This window comes from Rhodospirillales bacterium, assembly GCA_023898785.1.
Lineage (GTDB): Bacteria > Pseudomonadota > Alphaproteobacteria > Micavibrionales > Micavibrionaceae > TMED27.
This window is the reverse complement of sequence record CP060239.1, coordinates 1,797,931-1,821,550: the sequence shown is the minus strand read 5'-3', so window position 1 is coordinate 1,821,550 and position 23,620 is coordinate 1,797,931. Positions and strand designations below refer to the sequence as shown.

Sequence of the window (23,620 nt, the reverse complement as noted above, 5' to 3'; positions counted from 1 at the left end):
TGGTTTTTCCAAATTATGCGCCGGCGAAACCGTTTCAACCGGCCCGCTCGCTGCACTCAAAAACTGTTGAATTACAGTTGAAAATTCAGGTTTGCCCGCCATCTTTAAATACACCTTTTTCTATTACAAGAATGGCATTCTCTTTTGAAATGCCATCTCCATCGTAGGTGCGAAAGATTAATTTTTTATTAATAGCACCTTCTTCCTCAGGCACTTGCGTAAATAACAAACGGGATTTTGTAAGCTCGCCCAACTGTTGAAGTTCACGACGACCGTTCAGAATGGCAATAAGATTAGCCATTTTTTTCTCAGTTAAATCAGAAGGTTCATCTAAATCCAGCACAGTATATTCGCCAACAGGCTCATAATCAGCCTTCCCCTCTTTCAGGGCAAAGATTCGCCACGCATGCTCCACCAAAGGGTTGCGTTTGTATATAAATGGCGGCTTCGAACTTTCTTCATTGAATTTCATGCTCATGCCCCTATAGTAAGCCCAAATCATTAATTTTTAAAGAGGATCTAAACAAAATGAGCGCTGTGCCGAAGAGCTTGGAAAATGACTACTGGGTTGCCGATATTTCACTGGCCGAATGGGGCCGCAAGGAAATAGAGCTGGCCGAAATTGAAATGCCCGGCCTCATGGCCTTGCGCGAAGAATATGGTACCAAACAGCCTCTAAAAGATGCGCGCATTGCCGGTTGCCTCCACATGACCATCCAAACCGCCGTCCTCATCGAAACGCTGCAAGCCTTGGGTGCCACAGTGCGCTGGAGCTCCTGCAATATCTTCTCCACGCAAGACCACGCCGCTGCGGCTATCGCCGCCACAGGCACACCGGTCTTTGCCAAAAAAGGCATGAACGACGAGGAATTCTGGTGGGCCATCGACCAAACCATCGAAGGCCCGGATGGCCAAGGAGGAATATGGACTCCCAACATGATCCTCGATGACGGCGGCGATTTGACCGTACGCATGCATGAAAGTTTCCCGAAATTGCTCGATGATGTCAAAGGCATCTCCGAAGAAACCACCACCGGCGTCCTGCGCCTGTATGAGATGGAGAAAAAAGGCAAGCTGCGCTGCCCGGCCATCAACGTCAATGACTCGGTCACCAAATCCAAATTCGACAATAAATATGGCTGCCGCGAAAGCCTGGTTGATGCCATCCGCCGCGCCACCGATGTCATGATGGCCGGCAAAGTCGCCATGGTCTGCGGTTACGGCGACGTCGGTAAAGGTTCTGCCGAATCCCTTCGGAAAGCCGGTTGCCGCGTGCTCGTCTCCGAAATCGACCCCATTTGCGCCCTCCAGGCCGCCATGGAAGGCTACGAAGTCGTCACCATGGAAAACGCCGCCCCGCGTGCGGACATTTTCTGTACCACCACCGGCAACAAAGACATCATCACCGTTGATCACATGCGCGAAATGAAAGACAACGCCATTGTCTGTAACATTGGCCACTTCGACAACGAAATCCAGGTCGAACCGCTGCGCAACATGAAATGGACCAACATAAAACCGCAAGTCGACCAGATCGAATTCCCCGACGGCAAACGTATCTTACTGCTCGCCGAAGGCCGCCTGGTAAACTTGGGCTGCGCCACCGGCCACCCGTCCTTCGTGATGAGCGCCTCGTTCACCAACCAGACATTGGCCCAGATCGAACTCTGGCAAAACCACAGCGCCTACGACAATAAAGTCTATGTCCTGCCCAAACATCTGGATGAAAAAGTCGCCGCCCTGCACCTGGAAAAAGTCGGCGCGCAGCTTTCAAAACTCACCGATGCACAGGCTGAATATATTGGCGTTTCACCCAACGGTCCGTTCAAAAAAGACGATTATCGTTACTAAGCATTTTCCGGGCTACACTAGGCTCAGGCATCATTTATAAAAGTCAGTTATTGATTTTTGTGACATGCATTTCTTATGGCGTCACACCGATTTCAACGCCTCTTCTTAATGGAGGGTAACGCCTGCAGTCAATATGCTTCCTGTGGAATAGTTGGTCAGGTTACCAAAGCTCTGACAAGAAACAATACAATCTATCAATAAACCATATAAATCAATTGGTTACTTTATATTTCCTATTCAAAACCATAAAAATTTGGTTAATTTTCCACCTTAAAAAGCCCATTTTTACTGACCAAAAGGCGTATAAATCTTAAGATTTTACATAAAATATTAACTAAATTAACGTATTCTGACAAGTGTGGGTAAAGGTTGCCTGATTACCATGGGGATATAAAAAGGCGCTTTTGGGGCAAAAATAAAAAATAAGCAGGCGGGGATATAATATGGCGACTGACGGAACAGATATAATTTTTTTTACTGGAACGCTTCAACAAATTACAGTGACACTTGTTAATCCTTACAGTAGTAAATCTTATGATGTTGACGAAGAATTTCGTGTCAATTCGAGCGCGTATGACGGGCTTGGCGGTACAGATTTTTTATTCATGACCGATGATGGTGATTTCTTAAGCCTTACAGACAATGTTGGTATGCAGGTTGTGCATAATATCGAGCAGTTTTTTGCAAGTAACGGCGGGGATGTGATCAATCTGGCTGATGCGAATACCACCTATGGGGATGTAATTATTTTGGGTGGCGCCGGAGACGATATTCTTTGGGCAAATATTGGGAATGACCAGATTTTTGGATCATATGGAAATGATATTATTGATGGCGGGCCAGGAAATGACATTTTGAACGGAAATGACGATAATGATCAGATTTTTGGCGGTCAAGGAGATGACCGGCTTGACGGTGGCGCCGGAGACGACATTCTTTATGGCGGCACAGATCTGGGGTTGATGGATCTGGATAAGGACTTCATCGACAATATTACGTTTCCAGAGTTGATCGAAGGCACGAATATTCAAAGTCTTATCCCGCCAGGTACCCCGGCGTTGGGGATTAACAGCGATAACCTGACGGTCAGTTATGATGCTTCGGCAACATTGACATTCCGTGATGGTTTTGCCGGATATAATAATACGCTGGGTATATATAGCATTACGGCAGACGGCACGATCGAAATGGCATCTGTGCTGTGGGCGAATGTGAAGGACGCGGGAATCAACATAGATCACCAGATTGAATTACCAGTTGGCGAAGCTGGTGGTCAGTTTGGATTCTTTATTATTGCCGACGGTGATCGGGTTAATAGTGAGTATCTTGGCCTGGATATTACCGGTGATAATGTCATAAGCTTTGTCTATGATTACGGTGGCGTGAATGAACGCGCTGCGACAATTAATGATGACGGGAATCTGGTTTCGGTTGTTTATAATGATGGCACAACCGAGCAGGTTCTAAACGGTTATCATTATCACACAACGCCGCGCGGAGATTCTCCGGACATTAACTGGGACGGCGATACACACGCAGTATCCGGTTTGCTGGATCTGGCCAATCAGAATGTGCTGCGCATAGGTTTTGAAGATCTGCCGAATTTGGGCGATGCGGATTATGAAGACGTGCTGTTTGATCTGGATATTGACCGTATTCGTGTAGATGCCAGTGAACAAGGCTCTGATACGCTCATTGGCGGTCTTGGAAACGATATCCTTTATGGTGAGGGTGGCGATGATGTCCTCTTTATCGGAGAAGGTTTTGATCAGGCTTATGGCGGCACAGGGAGCGATACATTTGTGATGTTATTGCCGGATGCGTTGGCCGATAAAATCTTTGATTTTGAAGCTGGCGTTGGCGGAGATATTTTGAATATCGCAGATATTCTGGTTGGTTACAGTACTGTCGATGATGCCTTAAGCGATTTTGTACAATTGGTACAAAATGGCAGTGATACGGAGCTTCATATTAACGCTGACGGTGATATTGGCGGCACATTTGAAGCCATTGCCGTTTTTGATGGCGGCTTGAATGCAACGCTGGCGGATTTGATCGCAGACGGTAACATTGAAGCCGAGACATCAATTCCAGTTTAGAAAAACTCCTGTTTTTTCATTGTTCTTGCGCGTATGGTTGGGCCTATGGCTTTACTTGATGACGCAGCGCTGCAAATACTTTTCTATCCATTTGAGTCCGGTGCTTTGCCGTGGCCATCGGCCGGGCAGAAAACCCTTTTTTTGAATGCGCAGGTCACGTTAGCACTGCGGCAATTTGATCAGTGCGACTTAACCTTGCAGCAATATTTTAAGCCGTATGAAAGCGCATTACAGGCGCAAGGTTATACAGCGCTTCCCGGTCTTCCTGACGAGGGGACATCGTATGATGTTGCGTTATTGGCCGCACCGAAAAACCAGATTGAAACACTCTATTTGATGGCGTACGCACTGGAGATTCTTAAGTCTGGCGGTCTACTGGTTGTCGCAGCGGGCAACAAGGCCGGCGGCGGACGATTGGCCAAGAACATGGATACTTTGGGTTTGTATGATATTTGCAGTGAATCACGTCATAAAGCGCGCGTTGTGTGGGCGTACAAAGACAATGTTGATAAGGCGGCGCGTAAAAAGGCATTGGCCGCCGGGCAGCCGAAAGAGGTTATTGATGGCACATTTCGCTCCTGGCCTGGCATTTACGGCTGGAATAAAGTTGACCAGGGCTCGGCGCTTTTAGCGCAGCATTTGCCAAATGATTTACAGGGCAAAGGAGCAGATTTTGGATGTGGTTACGGATATTTGGCGCGCCGTGTGCTTGCGCATTGCGCTGTAAAATCATTGGCATGTCTGGATGCAGATTGGCGGGCTTTGGAGATGGCACGTCAAAATCTTGCGAGGCCGGATATATCAGCAGCGCTGGAATTTTTGTGGTGTGACTGTACAAAACACAGTTTAAGGGGTTTGGATTTTATTGTGATGAATCCGCCGTTTCATGAAGGAAAATCTGCCGACATCACAATTGGGGAGGATTTTATTGTTAATGCGTGTCACAGCCTGAAGCCTGGAGGCGCATTATGGATGGTGGCGAACAAGCATTTGCCGTATGAAGCTATTTTGAAGCAGCATTTCAAGGCGTTTGAAAAGATATTTGAAGCACAGGGTTTTAAGGTTTTTTGCGCACAAAAATAGTGCAGGAAACGCAGCAAAAATCTTGGTTAATGAACACCCCGCCCCAAGGGGCGAGGTATCATGTCATTGCGAACCGCCAAAGGCGGTGAAGCAATCCAGAATTTATCCTTGTGGCACTGGATCGCTTCGCTGCGCTCGCGATGACGATTACGCCGCAAGCGGCGAGGAATTAAACCTGAAAGAGATTAAATATAATAAGTGTAGCCTTCACCTTCAATTTCGCGAACCTGTTTCATAATACGCTGGATTTTCTTTTCATCATGCAGCGCTTGTTTGTTCAGGCCTGTTTCACGGCCAATCATATAATAAATTGAATCGAGTGTAACTTCACTGTTTCTGCCATAGGTTTTAACGTGATAGGCCATGGCGGAATCCATGGTGATAATAGATTTATCCGGTTGGTTACGCTTACGCATATGCTCATCAGTCAGTTGAACAATTGTCATGAGATTATTGTTTGAAATGGTAACGCCGTGGTGTTTCTCATGACTTGGCCGCAGAGCTTTGAGAATGGCATATGTTTCCGCAGTGTTTGGAACACTTAAGAAAACCTTTTGAAAACGTCTCTCCAGTGCGGCGTCTTCAGCAATATACATACGAAATTCGTCAAGCGTTGTCGCGCCGATGACCATCAGGTCGCCTGCGGTTAGGTAAGGTTTCATGACATCTGACAAGCCCGCATAGGACGAGCCGACACAACCAGGCATAATCTGGTGAATTTCATCCATAAATAGAATGATACGCGGATTTTCTGGGTTATGATAACGCTCCGCGACGCCTTTACAAATCGGGATAAAACGTTCCTGAAATTCTGCCGGGCTGTTGGTTCCGGCGGCCATACGAGCCATGTCGATTTCTATGACGCGCGCGTCCAGCAGATAATCCGGAACGTCATCAGCAGCAATTTTTTGAGCCAGAGCGACAACCATTGCGGTTTTACCGACCCCGGCCGGGGCGAGCAAGACAGCGTTTTTACGACCTTTTTGCATCAGGATAAGGATGGTTTCATCCACTTCCTTGTCCCGTCCGGTAATCGGCCCGTAACGTCCTTGTTTTGCCAGGGTTGTGAAGTCGGTACAATACAGCCGGAACAACTCTTCCAGTTCGTTGTTTGTAACGCTATATGACCATTGCTCAGACATGATATTTGCTCTGGGTGTTTGTTGAAGTTACAAGAGAAACTCAAAAAATGTACGCACGGCAAGCACGCACAACGCCATTATAGCGCAAACCCTATAATAACGGTAGAGGGTTAAGACTTGGTTTGTTGTTTATGTTAAATAAAAATCGCTGTCAGTGAAGCCTTGCGCATAGAGTGCAGCGCTGAGATCACCATGTATGATGAGATTGTCAATTTGGTTTGCTACGGCGGGTTTTGGCTTATAACCGATGCCAAGGCCTGCCGTTTTTAACATGGGGATGTCGTTGGCGCCATCGCCAATGGTGAGGCAATCTTTAGGTTTGAGGTTGAAACGATCCATATAGGTACGCAAGCATTCGACTTTGGCGTGTTTGTCTAAAATCGGCGGTTTGACCTTGCCGGTAAGTGCGCCGTCTTCGATTTCCAATACGTTGCCGTGATGAGCCTGAAAGCCGACCTGCTTTGCGACGGCGCTGGTGAAAAAAGTGAAACCGCCAGAAACCAGTACGCAATGAGCGCCGTGCTTATGCATCGTCCGAATAAAGTTTTCCGCACCGGGATTGATGATCATGGTGCTTAAGGTTTTGTCCAGAGCTTCGATTCCCAGCCCCTTAAGCAAGCCAACGCGTTCATTGAGTGCCGCGTGGAAGTCCAGCTCACCGTTCATGGCGCGGGCAGTAATTTCGGCAATCTGGTCTTTAATGCCAGCATGTTCGGCCAGATCATCAAGTGTTTCACCGCGGACAATGGTGGAATCCATATCGGCCAGGACCAGCTTTTTGCGGCGGTTTTCGATGGGAGTGATGAAAACATCGATGGCGTCTTTTTCTAAAAAATCGCGCAAATGCATGAACAGCGCGCTGGATGTGTTGTCGCTCACGCCGATTTCAGCAACCTTTTTCGGTTTGATCCAGATGGGCTGGCAGGTGGGCTGGACGTTATAAGCGCCTAAGATTTTGATTACTTCGCGCGTATGTCCGTCACACAAGGGGCGCCTGGGGTCAGAGGCGACAAGGGTTAAAACTGTACTCATGCGTTATTTCCTGCTTGTCATCCTGAGCGAAGTGCGTTAGCACGAAGTCGAAGGATCTTTGTTCGTTATTCCAAGGCTAAGATTCCTCGACTTCGCTTAGAATGACAAGTTAAAAATGAGAGACATAATGGAAAAGCCAGCCCTCAAACCTAAAAATCCCTGTTTTTCTTCCGGCCCGTGCGCCAAGCGGCCGGGATGGAGCTTTGACAATCTTAGTCATGCGCTCCTAGGACGTTCGCATCGTGCGGGACCGCTTAAAAAGCAGCTCAAGGATGTGATCGAAAAGCAAAAGGAATTGCTGGGCATTCCGCAAGATTATGTGGTGGGGATTGTACCGGGTTCGGATACCGGCGCGTTCGAAATGGCGCTGTGGTCTTTGCTGGGGCCGCGCGGGATTGATGTGTTTGCGTGGGAGAGTTTTTCATCCGGGTGGCTGAGCGATATTACCAAGCAATTGAAACTTGAAAATGTAAACGCCTACGAAGCGGAATACGGGCAACTACCGGATTTATCGCAGACCGATCCGGCCAATGATTGCGTGTTTGTGTGGAACGGGACGACTTCGGGTGTACGGGTGCCGAATGGAGACTGGATTTCCGCAAGCCGCGAAGGGCTGACCTTCTGCGATGCAACTTCGGCGGTGTTTGCCTATGATCTGCCATGGGACAAGCTGGATGTGACAACATGGAGCTGGCAGAAAGTGCTCGGCGGGGAAGCGGCGCACGGGATGCTGGTGCTGTCCCCGCGCGCGGTGGAGCGGCTGGAGAGCTATACGCCAGCCTGGCCGTTGCCGAAAGTCTTTCGCCTGACCAAAAAAGGCGCACTGATCGGCGGGATTTTTCAGGGCGAAACGATCAACACGCCGTCCATGCTGGCAGTGGCCGATGCTTTGGATGCACTGCGTTGGGTGGAAAATATCGGCGGGCTTCGCACGACAATCGCGCGGGCGCAAGAAAACCTCAAGGCGATTGAAAACTGGGTGGCTAAAACCGACGGATTTGAATTTCTGGCCGAAGATCCGGCCAGCCGTTCGGCGACGTCGGTATGTTTGAAAATCACCGATGCATGGTTTCAAGGCTTGCCCGAGGATGAGAAAACGCCGTTTATCAAGGCGATGTGCAAATTGCTTGAGGAAGAACATGTTGCCTATGATATTGCCGGATATCGCGACGCGCCTGCAGGCCTGCGCATCTGGTGCGGAGCAACGGTCTCAGGCGATGATGTCGAAGCTCTGATGCCTTGGATCGGTTGGGCGTTTGCAGCAGCCAAGATGGAAAAGCAACGCCAGAGTGAGGCTGCTTAGAATAGTATTTTAGACTGAGCAATCTGCTGAGATACCCTCAAGTTTTTGTTGTCGGTGTTCCTCGAAAAGATGGTGCAATTTGCGTTGATCTAGAATAGGGAGTATGCGCGTAACTTCAGCGATGGCTTCTACTGCGGGCCAGTGTTGCATTAAAATTTCCCATGCCTTCATTTTTGCTGTGGCAAGCATCCGTCTTACAGATCTCTCAAAATCAGGGGCTGATTGGTTGTGCCCTTCAACAATGAGAAGGGTGCGCGCGTATATTTCAGCGAGGTGAAGGTCTTGACCGTCGCCCGTCGTCATGTGCCGCGTACGTTTTGACATTTTCACCGCCTCACCACCTGCTAAAAGACTGATTATTGCATCGCCTAATTCTTGTTTACTGTTTCCGTAGTTTACAGCCGTTGTTTCTCTCAAAATATTGATATAGGAAACGCTTATATGTGGTAGCGCCATAGCAGTAACAGCATGCCCGGCTTCATGTATGGCCACAGTTTCTTCCCATCTGCCAATATCTTCCGTTGGAGGCGCCATGGCACTTGCGAGCCGAACGACATGCTGCTCGTTGATGTTTAACAAAGATGTTGCCACCTTATAGCGTGCTCTTAAAAACCCTTTTTTGATGTCTGTGCCTTTAAGCATGGCGGGATTATGAGGGCGGGGCTCTGCCGTGTCAATGAAATTATGAAAATATAAAACCGGTTTTGTGGTTTACGATTTTTGTAAAATCCCTCTTTACTTCCCATCCAAACGTGATACTCCTGAACGCCTGTTTGCCTAAACAAGACAAAATTAGGAGTTAAAATTATGGCGAAAGTTCTTATCAGCGACAAGCTGGACCCTCTGGCTGTCGAAATCTTCGAAAAAAACGGTATTGAAGTCGATTTTAAACCCGGCCTTTCCCCCGAGGAACAGCTGGCGATTATCGATCAATATGACGGGCTGGCGGTGCGCAGCGCGACAACGGCGACGCCCGAATTGATCAGGGCTGGCAAGAAACTGAAAGTGATCGGCCGGGCGGGTATTGGCGTGGACAATATCGATATTCCTACCGCCACAGAAAACGGCGTCGTGGTGATGAACACGCCGTTTGGAAACTCTATAACCACGGCTGAACACGCGATTGCGATGATGTTTGCGCTGGCGCGGCAGATCCCGCAGGCCAATGAATCGACGCATGCCGGAAAGTGGGAAAAGAAAAAATTCATGGGCACAGAGCTGTATAACAAAACTCTGGGCGTAATCGGCTGCGGAAATATTGGCGGCATCGCGGCCACCCGCGGCGTTGGCCTTAAAATGCATGTGATTGCGTTTGATCCGTATCTTACGGAAGAGCGTGCGGCGGATCTGGGCGTTACGAAGGTCGAGTTGGATGAATTGTTGGAAAATGCCGATTTTATCACCATTCATGTGCCGAAAAACGACAAGACGGCGAATCTGATCAACAAAGATTCAATCGCGAAAATGAAAGACGGCGTGCGGATTATCAACTGCGCGCGCGGCGGGATCGTCAATGAAGCCGATCTGAAAGTAGCGCTGGAATCCGGGAAAGTGGCCGGCGCGGCGCTGGACGTGTTTGAAAAAGAACCGGCGACGAACAATCCGCTGTTTGGCATGGATAATGTGGTGTGTACGCCGCATCTGGGCGCGGCGACGACCGAAGCGCAGGTCAATGTCGCGCTGCAAGTGGCCGAGCAGATGAGCGATTATCTCAATACCGGCGCGGTAATGAATGCGATCAATATGGCCTCGATTTCTGCTGAAGATGCGCCGAAGCTGAAACCCTATCTGAAATTGGCCGAACAGCTTGGCAGTTTTGCCGGGCAGATCAGCAATACGGCGATCAAGAAAATCGAGATTGAGTATGAAGGCACGATTACGCAGGTCAATACCGACCCGATTACCTCAACCTTACTGGCGAGCCTGCTGGGGCAGCAAACCGAGAGCGTGAATATGGTCAATGCGATGCAGGTGGCGCACGCCCGCGGGATTGAGCTCAAGCAAAGCTATAACGACGAGTCGAAAAACTGGCGCAGCATGATTAACGTGATTGTGACATCCGAGGAACGCACGCGCAATGTGACGGGCACGCTCTTTACCGGCAAGGAGCCGCGCATCGTCAATATCGAAGGCGTGCCGATCGAGGTGGCGCTCAAACCGCACATGATCTTCATCCGCAACGATGACCAGCCGGGCATGATCGGTGAGCTGGGTACGCTGCTGGGGCAAGAGGGCCTGAACATTGCCGATTTCCGCTTGGGACGCAAGGAGGATGCTTCGGGCGCAATTTGTCTGGTGGCGCTGGACGGCCCGGTCAATGACGAGGTGTTTGCGAAGATCAAGGCGCAAAAGCAAATTACCAGCGCCAAGCGGCTGTCGTTTTAGACCGGATATTTCGTTGACATAAAAATAATTTCTTCTTACACGGCCCGTTGGTGTTTGATGACAAGGGGTAAAGAGATGTCCAAAAGCGAAACTGGTGCAAAGAGCGATGCCAAACCGCTTCAGGAAGAATTTTCAGGAGCGGCGGCGGTTGTTGAGCGGCTCTTGCAGGATCTTTGCGTCAGAATGGACGAGATGCTTGCCAGACAAGATACCGCCTTTGAAGAAATCAAAGAGCAACTTGGTGGAATGAATAGAATCCTTGATCGTACAGAGCAACATATTGCGGCTCTTAGAGAAGGTTCCGGCGGCCGTTCATGCCGCACGGAGGTTTCGGAAGACTTTACCAATTCTGCTCCTTACCCAGGAGCGTGTTTTCCAAAACCACGGTGCACTCTCGATCGTCTTGGTGAAATCGTTCGCCTGTCGAACGGCGGACCGTTCCTTCGGATACCATAGGATCTGAGAACCATAAGCATTTATCTTCGTGAAGAGCCGTTTCCTTGTAAGCGGCTTTTCTATCGCATGCGTTTAGCGAAATATCGTTTGCAGGCGGCTTTGAGCTCGTCTTCCATTTGCTTGCCAATGGCGCCACCATCACCACTCATTTTTTTCAAAACAATAGCTTTGAGCGTTTGGTGGTGCGCATTGACAATTGCAATAGCGTCATTGTCTATTTCCTGGATACCTTCGAGAAAGCTCAGCATAATGTTAGCCATATTGCCGATCAGGGTATAATGGAAGGTTGAAGCGTTGGCTTTGAGCTGCATGACAGCGTTTGTCATTTCTTGTATGGATTCTTCTTTCGATTTCTTTCTGGCAATGGCACTTTTTATCGCATTTTCAAGCTTTTCAAGGAATTCCATAGCTAAAGGGGCAAAATCAACGTCGTTGTTATTCATGACGTTTTGGCAACGTTCAATTGCCTTTTCATCAAGCGGGCCTGTGCCAACTTTATTCTGAAGGTGTGTATCTGCCTTATAGATGCGGGGTTTATTTTCAGAATTATTTGTCTTGGACATTTGCTGGTAAACTTAGTTCCTGGTAACTGTCTTCGTATTTATTTTTGTTCATATATCTGCAAGTTAAGTGAAAACCCTTTAATAATCCAGAGGTTTAATTTTTCCGGGAAAACAAATTAGGGTACTAACAGGTCACTGGCACGGCGATAAGGACCCTTATAATTTTCTCCTTTACGGCGGCGACGATCAGGCCCGAAATAGTCCGGGGTTTCAATAAAATCGCGAGGGCGGTTGATGACGTAGGCAATGCGCCGGGCCAGGTCATTGGCCGAGAACGGCTTGACCAAAAATTCGGTTACGCCGGTATCGCGCGCTTGAGCGACTCGCGGCATTGCGCTAAATCCTGTCATCATGACAATCGGAATCATACGGTTTGGAGAGGAGCTATTGTTGCGCATTTTATCAACAAGCTCGATACCTGAAATGGGACTCATGTGCCAATCTGTGACAACAATATCAGGATTGTGTTCGCAATATATTTTATAGCCTTCATCACCATTTGAAGCCGTATATATTTTGCCGACGCCAAGTGTGTCGAGTACAGAGGAAACAAGTTTGAGCATGGGGATAGTGTCTTCTACGATCAGGACACTGAGTTTTTCAAATTGGAAAGCCATATATATAAATTATCCGAAACCCGTTAATATTCGTTTATTGCTTATATCAATGGTGTTGAATTGCGTTTTAATTCCAAAAATAGTTCTACGTGAATTTTAGAATTGTAACAAGAGTTGAGATAACAAAGAACCCCGGCATCCAAATCCCATTTGACCGAAGTCATAATGAAAGACCGAATACCGGGGCCTGATGGGAAGCATGATCCTGAAGCATTATTACAGGTACGAAGTACGGTTGTAATAACCACAGGTGTCGCCCAGATTAGATTTTGCAGAGTTTGTAAGAGCGACTTACATTTTTTCTGCGCATCCGTGGATGAACCCCCATCCACTTTATTTATCGTGGCAATCAACCACTCATCAGCACATCTCGCGAGTGTGCTGACATTTCAGAGCAAAATACAAACGCTTGGACTTTTAATCTCTTAGGTAACCTGCTCACGTTTTCATGTGCGCGACCACAAGTCCGGTTGTCAAAGAGTGTCTTTTGCTTTTTTGCTCCTTAAGCCTCCGGCGCTCCTCTTGCAAATCCGAAGATTCTCAAAAGTGCGGGTTTCCGAAGACCCGAACCGATGACTAGACGGCTCTCGTATCAGTCATTTGTCTTTCGACCAGTGTCTGAACTTGATTTTCAATTTAACGCTATTTTGATTGATGTCGAGTCTTTTTTGTCAATTTTTGTAATTTATTTTCTCCAGAGCAGAATTAATGGTAATATTATTACGTTTATTAACCGTTTTGTTTTTATCAAAGAATCTAGAAAATCCACAAAATTATCCACAGCTTGTCCAAAGATTTATAAAATTTGATGTCGGAATTAATAAAGCGCTTTTTGAAGCGAAAATCATGGTGGATTTCATCCAATTTTAACGAATCACGGGTAAAACTTTATAAGGCTTTTTGTTTGAAAACCCTGATTCGCACGAGCGATTCGCACGAGCGATTCGCACGAGTGATTCGTGCGAGCGATTCGTACGAGCTGAGGGCGTAGATCGCGGGGAACGTATATTTGGTAGGAATGCTATATGGTATTTTAAGCTTAAAATTTATTTTTTGGGCAGTTGAAGATTTATTCAAGACACGGCTTGTTTTTAACATAATTGTTGACAGCAGGCTTAACGATAGGTTAAAAATTATTTCATTCTGTTAAGAACCTGTTAAAAGTAGCTCGTACATGTTTATGAGCGGCCAATTGAGGAGAGGGCGTTAAGCCTGATTTTGGTTTACGTATATTTAAGGAGAGAACCATGGCAAATGAGAATGCCGATGCCAGCCAACCGTCTGAAACAGTTACAAATACTGAAGAAAATCAGGTTAATGTCACATTGGTTGACGGTGTGTGCGTTGTAACCACAGAAGATGCGACGGAAACGCTCACAGCCCCAATCATTATTGAAAAGCCCGCTGCTGGTAAAACGACTCAGATTGATGTGGCTGCAGGACAGAAATATTTTTTCGATTTTGATAAAAATAATGTGCAGTCCTTTGAGCAGGACGGCGATAATTTGACGCTGCGTTTTGCTGATGGCAGCGCGGTTATTCTTAACGGATTTGGCGTAGCAGCTTCAAGCGTTTTGCCCGCAACTTTGACTTTTGGTAATACGCTTAGCGCTGATGAGCTTAAAAGATTGATCAAGGTGGTTGATACAACGCCCGGTGAAGAAGAATTGCAAGAGCCTCAGGCTGAAATACGCGAAGTTGCTAAAGAGGCTTCCTCCACTGAAAAGACTACTGAGGGCGAAGGCAAAGATACGCAAGTAGCCAGTGTTGAGCCTGCGTCTGGCGAGCAGAGTGCGCAGCAGCTTGCGCAAATTGAACCGGCAGCCGGCGAACAGCCGGGTGGTGGCATACAAAATACCGGTTATGGTTTTAACAGTTCTCCTGAAATTACCCCGGTTGGGCCGTTGGCGGCGGTGGGGCCAATCGACCCGACGGCACTTCAGTACGGCATCGAGTTTCAGAATGATACGCTGTTTCTTGAGGAAGAACCTGACGATCAACCGGAAGTGGCTGGTCCTCAGAAACATATTTTGGATGAAACAAACTTAAATCTTTCCCAAAGCGGTAAAATTGATGCTGAATTTGGCAATGATGGTCCGGGCGTAATTATTCCTAACGGTGCTTTTGCCGTTTCCGGTTCTTTGTTGGGCGGGGTTCTAAGTTCCGGCGGGCAGGCAATTACGATTACACCAACGGCAAACGGTTATGTTGGGACAATTAATGGCGGCGCAACAACGGTGTTTGAATTGGTGATTAATCCGGCAACGGGTGAATATATTTATAATCAGCTTCTGCCGTTTGACCATGCCGATGCGACGAATCCGAATGATGCCGTAACGCTTGATTTCGGCGTTATTGCGAAGGATAGCGACGGTGATACGGCCACAACAAAAATTATTATTACCGTGTTGGATGATGCGCCGGTTATGGCGGATCCGGATGATGAGAGCATTAACGAAAATGCGCTGTCCGGCGGGCCTGTTACCGTGGGCGATACGCTGAATATCGATTACGGCAATGATACGCCGGGTGAAATGGTGCAAAACGGCACATCTTCCGCTACGGGTGCTTTGTTGGGCGGGGTTCTAAGTTCCGGCGGGCAGGCAATTACGATTACACCAACGGCAAACGGTTATGTTGGAACAATTAATGGCGGCGCAACAACGGTGTTTAAATTGGTGATTACCAATGCGACCACGGGCACATATGAATTTACACAGTTTGCGCCGTTGGATCATTCGGCGGCAGGCACGAATATTGATCTGAATTTTGGCGTCAATGTTGTTGATTATGACGGTGATGCGCTGGACACAACAATTACAATTCACATTACAGACAGTGTGCCGGATATCAATGACAAGCCGGAAGTTGGCAAAGGTATCGAGACGGTTGATGAAACCAATCTGCCGGGCGTTTCAGTGAGCGGCAAGCTGGATATTGATTTCGGGACGGATGCTCCGGGCGTTCTGGCTCCGAATGGTTCAACGAATTCTTCCGTGCCTTTGACCTCACACGGTCAGCCGGTGACAATTACACAAACGACCACCGGTTATGTCGGTTCGACGGCAGCAGGCGACGTGTTTACGCTGACCATCCAGCCGGATGGATCTTATACGTTTAATCTGCTGGGCGTTTTGGATCATCCGGATGCCACGAATCCAGATGATGCGATTCAACTGGTGTTTGGTGTAACGGCCAGCGATAGCGACGGTGATACGGATACGGGCACGATTACGATTAACGTGAAAGATGACGGGCCGATCGCTTATGACGATTGCAATGAGTTTAGCCTGCAGGCGATCAATAAGGACTTTAACGTTGTTCTGGTTCTGGATATTTCGGGTTCAATGGCTGGTGAGAGGCTGACTCTTTTGAAAGCGGCAGTTGCCAATTTGCTCGGCGATTTCAATGATTATAAAGGCGGCGAGATCAAGGTTCATATCGTGCCGTTTTCTACGGATGCCGGCGCTGGCCAAACATTTGATGTGAGCACCAATACGGGCTTTAACGCAGCCGTAAATTATTTGAATGGGCTAAATGCCGACGGCTTGACGAACTATGAAGCGCCGCTGGCTTCAGCGATCGACTGGTTGCAGGGTGCAAGCGCCAATGATCCGATTCCTGGCGCGGATACGTATACGTATTTTGTGAGTGACGGTGCGCCGAATCGTTATCTGGATGATTTGGGTAATGTCGTCAATCCGCCGGGGACAGATGCCGAGGAGCAGGCAATTCTTCAAGCCGAGATCACCGGGACGAGTGTAACGACCAGTGACGGCACCTTTGGTGACAACAGTGACGAAGTCGGGACTTTGCAGTCTTTGAGCAAGGAAGTAATCGGCGTTGGAATTGGTGTGAGTGGCACAACACTGGCGCGTCTGGGTGTCATCGATTCTGATGGCAATGCGCTGGATGTTCAGGACCCGAATGATCTGGATGCAGCTTTGCAGGGCACGAACCCTCTGAAAGGCAGCGCAACCGGTAACGTGATTACCGGCGAAAACGGCGGTCCGAATGCGACCGATGATTTGAGCGAAGATGTTCAAAATACTGTCACCAAAATTGCGTTCAAAGGCACAGTCGTTGTTGTCGATCCTGTTAATGGTGCAACAATTGATGGTGATCATGGAACATTGAAAATTTTTGCTGATGGTTCATACACATACACAGTGATAAGCGGTAGTGCGAAGAACGATATTGTTGAACAGTTTGTTTACACATTAACAGACTATGACGACGATAGCCGTGAAGCGACATTGACCCTGAAGGGCAATGTGCCGTTGAGCATCGATGCGGATGAGTTGCTGGTTGATGAAAGCGATCTGAATCCGACGGACACGGATTCCGGTGTTGTCACCGGTAATTTTGCGCCTGGCGTTACCGTTGATTATGACAGCGATGGTGGATTTAGCTCGTCTGTGCCTTTGACTTCACAAGGCCAGCCTGTAACGGTTACGGTTGTGGGTAATGATTATGTCGGTAAAGTTGGCACTGAAATCATCTTTACGTTGATTCTCAACCAAACGACCGGTGCTTACACCTTTACGCTGATCGGTGTTTTGGATCATCCAGATGCGACAAATCCGAACGATCCAATTACGCTCAGCTTTGGCGTAACAGCAAATGCCAGTGACGGGGATTCCGACAGTGGCTTTATTCAGGTGAATGTTCTGGATGACGGGCCGGTGGCTGTGAATGACGGCAATACGGTTTTGCAAAATACAACCACTGTTAACGGCAATGTTCTGGCCAATGACGACGGCGGAGAAGATGTTGTCGCCACAGTCACAAATGTTCGTTTTAACGGCGTGGATCATGCGGTTGTCCAAGGCGTGGCGACGGTTGTGAACGGTCAGCACGGCATTTTGAGCATTCATGCGGACGGTTCCTACACTTATGTATCTAACGGCACAAACACGACCGTGGTGCAAGATGTATTTACCTATACGCTGACCGATTTTGATGGCGATAGCGATACGGCGAATTTGAGTATTACTGTTCAGGATGTTGATGATAAGCCTGTTCTGGCAGATCCTGCTCCGTTATTGGTGGATGAAACAGATCTTAATCCAACCGATAGTGATAACGATACGGTAAGCGCAAACTTTGGCAATGATACCCCAGGTACATTTACGGTCACTGGCGCCGGGACTTTTACATTTACCGGTGCAACCAACAACACGCTGACATCAAATGGTGTGCCGGTTAATGTTGCGGTTGAAGGCAATGATTATGTCGGCCGGGCAAACGGCGGCGAAGTGTTCCGTTTAAGCTTGAATAATACAACAGGTGATTATGAGTTCATTCTTTCGGGTGCTTTGGATCATGCAAACACAACCGATCCGGATGATGTTATCGAGCTGAATTTTGGCGTGACGGCAACCGACAGCGATGGTGATAGCAATACGGGTGCGATCGTTGTGCAGGTTAAAGATGATGGACCAATGGCTGTTGATGATACAGGCACGGTCGCACAAAATACGACAAGCGTAAGCGGCAATGTTCTGGCCAATGACGACGGCGGAGAAGATGTTGTCGCCACAGTCACAAATGTTCGTTTTAACGGCGTGGATCATGCGGTTGTGAACGGCATTCCTACAGTTGTCAACGGCCAGTATGGTGTGCTCACGATCAATGCGAACGGCTCTTATACATATGTGTCTAATGGCACGAATCCAAACGCGGTTCAGGAAAGCTTCACCTACACGCTCACCGATTTTGACGGCGATAGCGATACGGCGAATTTGTCGATTTCTATCGATGATGTGGATACACGTCCCGAGGTTGGCCCGACGGAGGTCAGCGTTGATGAGACAGATCTTAATCCGACAGATTCGGCTTCGAATGTTGTTGATGGTAACTTCGGCAGTGACGGCCCAGGAACTTATGTGGTGACCGGTGCGGGAACGTTCGGTTTTATCGGAGCGGAGAATAACCAGTTAACCTCCGGCGGCATTCCTGTAGCGATCAGCGTGGTTGGCAACAGCTATGTCGGAAAGGCCGGCGCGGATACGATCTTTACGCTGGTGTTGAATGAAACAACGGGAGCCTACACGTTCACGCTGATCGGCACACTGGATCATGCCGATGAGACCAATCCGGATGATGTGATCAAACTGACCTTCGGCGTCACGGCTGAAGATGCGGACGGCGATACCGATACCGGCTTTATCACGGTGAACGTTTATGATGACGGTCCGGTGGCTGTTGATGATACAGGCACGGTCGCACAAAACACAACCACTGTTAACGGCAATGTTCTGGCCAATGACGACGGCGGAGAAGATGTTGTCGCCACAGTCACAAATGTTCGTTTTAACGGCGTGGATCATGCGGTTGTGAACGGCATTCCTACAGTTGTCAACGGCCAGTATGGTGTGCTCACGATCAATGCGAACGGCTCTTATACATATGTGTCTAATGGCACGAATCCAAACGCGGTTCAGGAAAGCTTCACCTACACGCTCACCGATTTTGACGGCGATAGCGATACGGCGAATTTGTCGATTTCTATCGATGATGTGGATACACGTCCCGAGGTTGGCCCGACGGAGGTCAGCGTTGATGAGACAGATCTTAATCCGACAGATTCGGCTTCGAATGTTGTTGATGGTAACTTCGGCAGTGACGGCCCAGGAACTTATGTGGTGACCGGTGCGGGAACGTTCGGTTTTATCGGAGCGGAGAATAACCAGTTAACCTCCGGCGGCATTCCTGTAGCGATCAGCGTGGTTGGCAACAGCTATGTCGGAAAGGCCGGCGCGGATACGATCTTTACGCTGGTGTTGAATGAAACAACGGGAGCCTACACGTTCACGCTGATCGGCACACTGGATCATGCCGATGAGACCAATCCGGATGATGTGATCAAACTGACCTTCGGCGTCACGGCTGAAGATGCGGACGGCGATACCGATACCGGCTTTATCACGGTGAACGTTTATGATGACGGTCCGGTGGCTGTTGATGATACAGGCACGGTCGCACAAAACACAACCACTGTTAACGGCAATGTTCTGGCCAATGACGACGGCGGAGAAGATGTTGTCGCCACAGTCACAAATGTTCGTTTTAACGGCGTGGATCATGCGGTTGTGAACGGCATTCCTACAGTTGTCAACGGCCAGTATGGTGTGCTCACGATCAATGCGAACGGCTCTTATACATATGTGTCTAATGGCACGAATCCAAACGCGGTTCAGGAAAGCTTCACCTACACGCTCACCGATTTTGACGGCGATAGCGATACGGCGAATTTGTCGATTTCTATCGATGATGTGGATACACGTCCCGAGGTTGGCCCGACGGAGGTCAGCGTTGATGAGACAGATCTTAATCCGACTGACGAAGCTTCTAATGTTGTTGATGGTAACTTCGGCAATGATGGTCCGGGAACATTTACAGTTACGGGCGCGGGAACATTCGGCTTTATGGGCGCTGAGAATAATCAGCTCACTTCTGGCGGCGTTCCTGTCACGGTGAGTGTGGTTGGCAACAGCTATGTTGGGAAAGCCGGCGCGGATACGATCTTTACGCTGGTGTTGAATGAAACAACCGGTGCTTACACATTTACATTGATCGGGACTTTAGATCATGCGGATGAAACCAATCCGGATGATGTGATCAAACTGACCTTCGGCGTCACGGCTGAAGATGCGGACGGCGATACCGATACCGGCTTTATCACGGTGAACGTTTATGATGACGGTCCGGTGGCTGTTGATGATACAGGCACGGTCGCACAAAACACAACCACTGTTAACGGCAATGTTCTGGCCAATGACGACGGCGGAGAAGATGTTGTCGCCACAGTCACAAATGTTCGTTTTAACGGCGTGGATCATGCGGTTGTGAACGGCATTCCTACAGTTGTCAACGGCCAGTATGGTGTGCTCACGATCAATGCGAACGGCTCTTATACATATGTGTCTAATGGCACGAATCCAAACGCGGTTCAGGAAAGCTTCACCTACACGCTCACCGATTTTGACGGCGATAGCGATACGGCGAATTTGTCGATTTCTATCGATGATGTGGATACACGTCCCGAGGTTGGCCCGACGGAGGTCAGCGTTGATGAGACAGATCTTAATCCGACAGATTCGGCTTCGAATGTTGTTGATGGTAACTTCGGCAGTGACGGCCCAGGAACTTATGTGGTGACCGGTGCGGGAACGTTCGGTTTTATCGGAGCGGAGAATAACCAGTTAACCTCCGGCGGCATTCCTGTAGCGATCAGCGTGGTTGGCAACAGCTATGTCGGAAAGGCCGGCGCGGATACGATCTTTACGCTGGTGTTGAATGAAACAACGGGAGCCTACACGTTCACGCTGATCGGCACACTGGATCATGCCGATGAGACCAATCCGGATGATGTGATCAAACTGACCTTCGGCGTCACGGCTGAAGATGCGGACGGCGATACCGATACCGGCTTTATCACGGTGAACGTTTATGATGACGGTCCGGTGGCTGTTGATGATACAGGCACGGTCGCACAAAACACAACCACTGTTAACGGCAATGTTCTGGCCAATGACGACGGCGGAGAAGATGTTGTCGCCACAGTCACAAATGTTCGTTTTAACGGCGTGGATCATGCGGTTGTGAACGGCATTCCTACAGTTGTCAACGGCCAGTATGGTGTGCTCACGATCAATGCGAACGGCTCTTATACATATGTGTCTAATGGCACGAATCCAAACGCGGTTCAGGAAAGCTTCACCTACACGCTCACCGATTTTGACGGCGATAGCGATACGGCGAATTTGTCGATTTCTATCGATGATGTGGATACACGTCCCGAGGTTGGCCCGACGGAGGTCAGCGTTGATGAGACAGATCTTAATCCGACTGACGAAGCTTCTAATGTTGTTGATGGTAACTTCGGCAATGATGGTCCGGGAACATTTACAGTTACGGGCGCGGGAACATTCGGCTTTATGGGCGCTGAGAATAATCAGCTCACTTCTGGCGGCGTTCCTGTCACGGTGAGTGTGGTTGGCAACAGCTATGTTGGGAAAGCCGGCGCAGAAACGATCTTTACGCTGGTGTTGAATGAAACAACCGGTGCTTACACATTTACATTGATCGGGACTTTAGATCATGCGGATGAAACCAATCCGGATGATGTGATCAAGCTGACCTTTGGCGTAACGGCTGAGGATAGCGATGGTGATACCGATACGGGCACGATTACCGTGAATGTGAAAGATGACGGGCCTGTGGCCGTTGATGATGGCGCTCTGGTTGATCAGGGTCAGACTACAATCAATGGTAATGTTCTGGCTAATGATGATAGCGGTGCGGATGTTCCGGCGAGCGTGATCAGTGTCAGCTTTGGCGGTGCGGATGTTCCGGTTGTTGCTGGTACGCCGAGCGTGATTAACGGCCAGTATGGAACGCTGAGCATTAATGCGGATGGTTCATATAGCTATGTGTCAAATAATACCAACACCACTCAGGTGCAGGATGTGTTTGGTTACACGATGGCTGATTATGATGGCGATCCTGATAGTGCGCTTTTGACAATTACGGTTGCGGATGTGCCGGAGTTGTTTATTGTCGGTAATAATGTCGATGACATTGACGGTCAGACTACACCGTGGGTTATTGGCAGCGGTAGTGAAGCCATTATCGGCGGCGCCGGTGCGGACGTTCTGGTTGGGGATTATGGCGGCTCGCAGGTTGTAAACCAGACGCAGGATTATAACTTTGTTTATATTCTGGATACGTCAGGTTCAATGGGCACAAATAATCCGGCTGACGGTGTAACCAGCCGCGTTGAAATTATGCTTGAGGCTGTGAAAAACCAGATGGCTCAGTTTGATGCTTATCAGAACGGTCAAATCAAGGTTCATCTCGTTTCTTTTTCTACGGACGTAAAATCAACATTTACAGTTGATTTTGCAAGTACAACCGCGCTAGCGGATGTGACGGCATGGCTTGATGCACAAACCGGCACTGGCTTGACAAACTACGAATCTCCTTTGCAAGCAGCCAATGCATGGTTATCTGGTACTGAACCTTTGGGCGGAAATGCGATTACAACGACGTATTTCATCTCTGATGGTGAGCCAAACCGCTATGTGAACGATCAGGGCACTGTTCTGAATCCTCCGGGTAACGCGGCAGAAGAAGATGCGATTATTCGCGCTGAAATCACTGGAACGACCGTAACAACAAGTGACGGTACGTTTGGGGATGACAGCAACGAGGTTGGCGCTTTGAAAGCTCTGAGTGATGATGTTGTGGCTGTCGGTATTGATGTGCCTGACAATCAAAACCTCAACCTGATCGATTCAGACGCAAGCGCGACTTATATTGATGATGCCAATGATCTGCAGGCTGTTCTGGCAGGCAATAATCCATTGAACTTGCTGGGCAGTGTTGGCAACGACGATATTCAGGGTGGCAACCGGTATGATTTAATCTTTGGTGACACACTGAATACGGATGATCTGGCTGATACACAAGGCCTTGCCACGAATGACGGTGCAGGTTTTGAGGTCTTTGAGCGCCTTGAAAACGGCGAAGGTAGTGATACTGGCTGGACCCGCGCTGATACGATCAATTACATTCGTGCCAATGCGGAAAGTTTGGCTGTTGAGTCTGTGAACACTCAAGGCCAGGGCCGTCAGGGCGGCGATGATACGATTACCGGTGGGGCCGGAGATGATGTTATTTTCGGTCAGGAAGGCAATGATCGCATTACCGGCGGTGAAGGTAGCGATACGCTGTATGGCGGATCGGGCCAGGATGACTTCATTTTTGAGGCGATCACTGATGGTGTAGATACAATCAAAGACTTTAATGTTGCTGAAGGCGACGTTCTGGATGTCTCTGCGTTGCTGAACGGTTATGACGCTTTGCAAGACAGCATTAACGACTTTGTTTTCGCTACCGAAGTGGCTGGTAATACAGTAATTTATGTTGATGCGAATGGTAGTGGCAATATTGCGAATGCGACGCAGATTGCTGTTTTGGAGGCGGTTACAGGTCTGGATCTGACATTGGCCACCAATAATGGTGAAACAACCGTATAAAAAGGTTCTTAACAGAAATGCAGACTTTTTAAGGTTTGCGGTTC

General features: G+C 48.6%; 13 protein-coding genes. 7 read left to right on the top strand and 6 right to left on the bottom strand.

The annotated features are described in order from the left end of the window. Positions 1-85: 85 nt before the first annotated feature. Positions 86-472 carry a hypothetical protein gene (locus tag H6859_09100; GenBank protein ID USO05294.1) on the bottom strand — a complete coding sequence of 129 codons (387 nt, stop codon included), beginning with the start codon at positions 470-472 and terminating at the stop codon, positions 86-88. 56 nt (positions 473-528) lie between these two features. Between H6859_09100 and H6859_09095 the strand changes: the two genes are divergently transcribed. From H6859_09095 to H6859_09085, 3 genes are all read left to right on the top strand, one after another. Then, positions 529-1,851, top strand: a complete 1,323-nt coding sequence (locus tag H6859_09095; GenBank protein ID USO05293.1) for an adenosylhomocysteinase — start codon at positions 529-531, stop codon at positions 1,849-1,851. 443 nt (positions 1,852-2,294) lie between these two features. Then, on the top strand, positions 2,295-3,950 hold the full coding sequence (locus H6859_09090) for a type I secretion C-terminal target domain-containing protein (GenBank protein ID USO05292.1): 1,656 nt from the start codon (positions 2,295-2,297) through the stop codon (positions 3,948-3,950). 45 nt (positions 3,951-3,995) lie between these two features. Then, the gene (locus H6859_09085; GenBank protein USO05291.1) at positions 3,996-5,033 is read left to right on the top strand and encodes a class I SAM-dependent methyltransferase; all 1,038 of its coding nucleotides are present in this window, start codon (positions 3,996-3,998) and stop codon (positions 5,031-5,033) included. 185 nt (positions 5,034-5,218) lie between these two features. Here the strand turns inward: H6859_09085 and H6859_09080 are convergent, their stop codons facing one another. Together H6859_09080 and serB are read right to left on the bottom strand one after the other, a co-directional pair. After that, a complete protein-coding gene (locus H6859_09080) occupies positions 5,219-6,175 on the bottom strand; it encodes an ATP-dependent Clp protease ATP-binding subunit (GenBank protein ID USO05290.1) in 957 nt (318 codons plus the stop codon). A 129-nt stretch (positions 6,176-6,304) separates the two neighbouring features. Then, entirely contained in the window at positions 6,305-7,207 is a 903-nt protein-coding gene (gene serB, locus H6859_09075) for a phosphoserine phosphatase SerB (GenBank protein ID USO05289.1), read from the bottom strand. Positions 7,208-7,331: 124 nt separating this feature from the next. Here serB and H6859_09070 point away from each other — a divergent pair, with 124 nt between their 5' ends. After that, a complete protein-coding gene (locus H6859_09070; protein ID USO06744.1) occupies positions 7,332-8,510 on the top strand; it encodes a phosphoserine transaminase in 1,179 nt (392 codons plus the stop codon). A 9-nt stretch (positions 8,511-8,519) separates the two neighbouring features. On the opposite strand, the gene H6859_09065 is transcribed toward H6859_09070, so the two are convergent. Then, the gene (locus tag H6859_09065; protein USO05288.1) at positions 8,520-9,152 is read right to left on the bottom strand and encodes a hypothetical protein; all 633 of its coding nucleotides are present in this window, start codon (positions 9,150-9,152) and stop codon (positions 8,520-8,522) included. Between the two features lie 165 nt (positions 9,153-9,317). On the opposite strand from H6859_09065, the gene H6859_09060 reads away from it, so the two are divergent. Next, the gene (locus H6859_09060; protein USO05287.1) at positions 9,318-10,895 is read left to right on the top strand and encodes a phosphoglycerate dehydrogenase; all 1,578 of its coding nucleotides are present in this window, start codon (positions 9,318-9,320) and stop codon (positions 10,893-10,895) included. A gap of 75 nt (positions 10,896-10,970) precedes the next feature. Continuing rightward, on the top strand, positions 10,971-11,351 hold the full coding sequence (locus H6859_09055) for a hypothetical protein (GenBank protein USO05286.1): 381 nt from the start codon (positions 10,971-10,973) through the stop codon (positions 11,349-11,351). 59 nt (positions 11,352-11,410) lie between these two features. Here the strand turns inward: H6859_09055 and H6859_09050 are convergent, their stop codons facing one another. Both H6859_09050 and H6859_09045 read right to left on the bottom strand, forming a co-directional pair. Beyond that, positions 11,411-11,914, bottom strand: a complete 504-nt coding sequence (locus tag H6859_09050; protein ID USO05285.1) for a hypothetical protein — start codon at positions 11,912-11,914, stop codon at positions 11,411-11,413. 116 nt (positions 11,915-12,030) lie between these two features. Next, positions 12,031-12,531, bottom strand: a complete 501-nt coding sequence (locus H6859_09045) for a response regulator (protein USO05284.1) — start codon at positions 12,529-12,531, stop codon at positions 12,031-12,033. Between the two features lie 1,247 nt (positions 12,532-13,778). On the opposite strand from H6859_09045, the gene H6859_09040 reads away from it, so the two are divergent. After that, entirely contained in the window at positions 13,779-23,576 is a 9,798-nt protein-coding gene (locus tag H6859_09040; GenBank protein USO05283.1) for a VWA domain-containing protein, read from the top strand. The last annotated feature ends 44 nt before the right edge of the window (positions 23,577-23,620 follow it).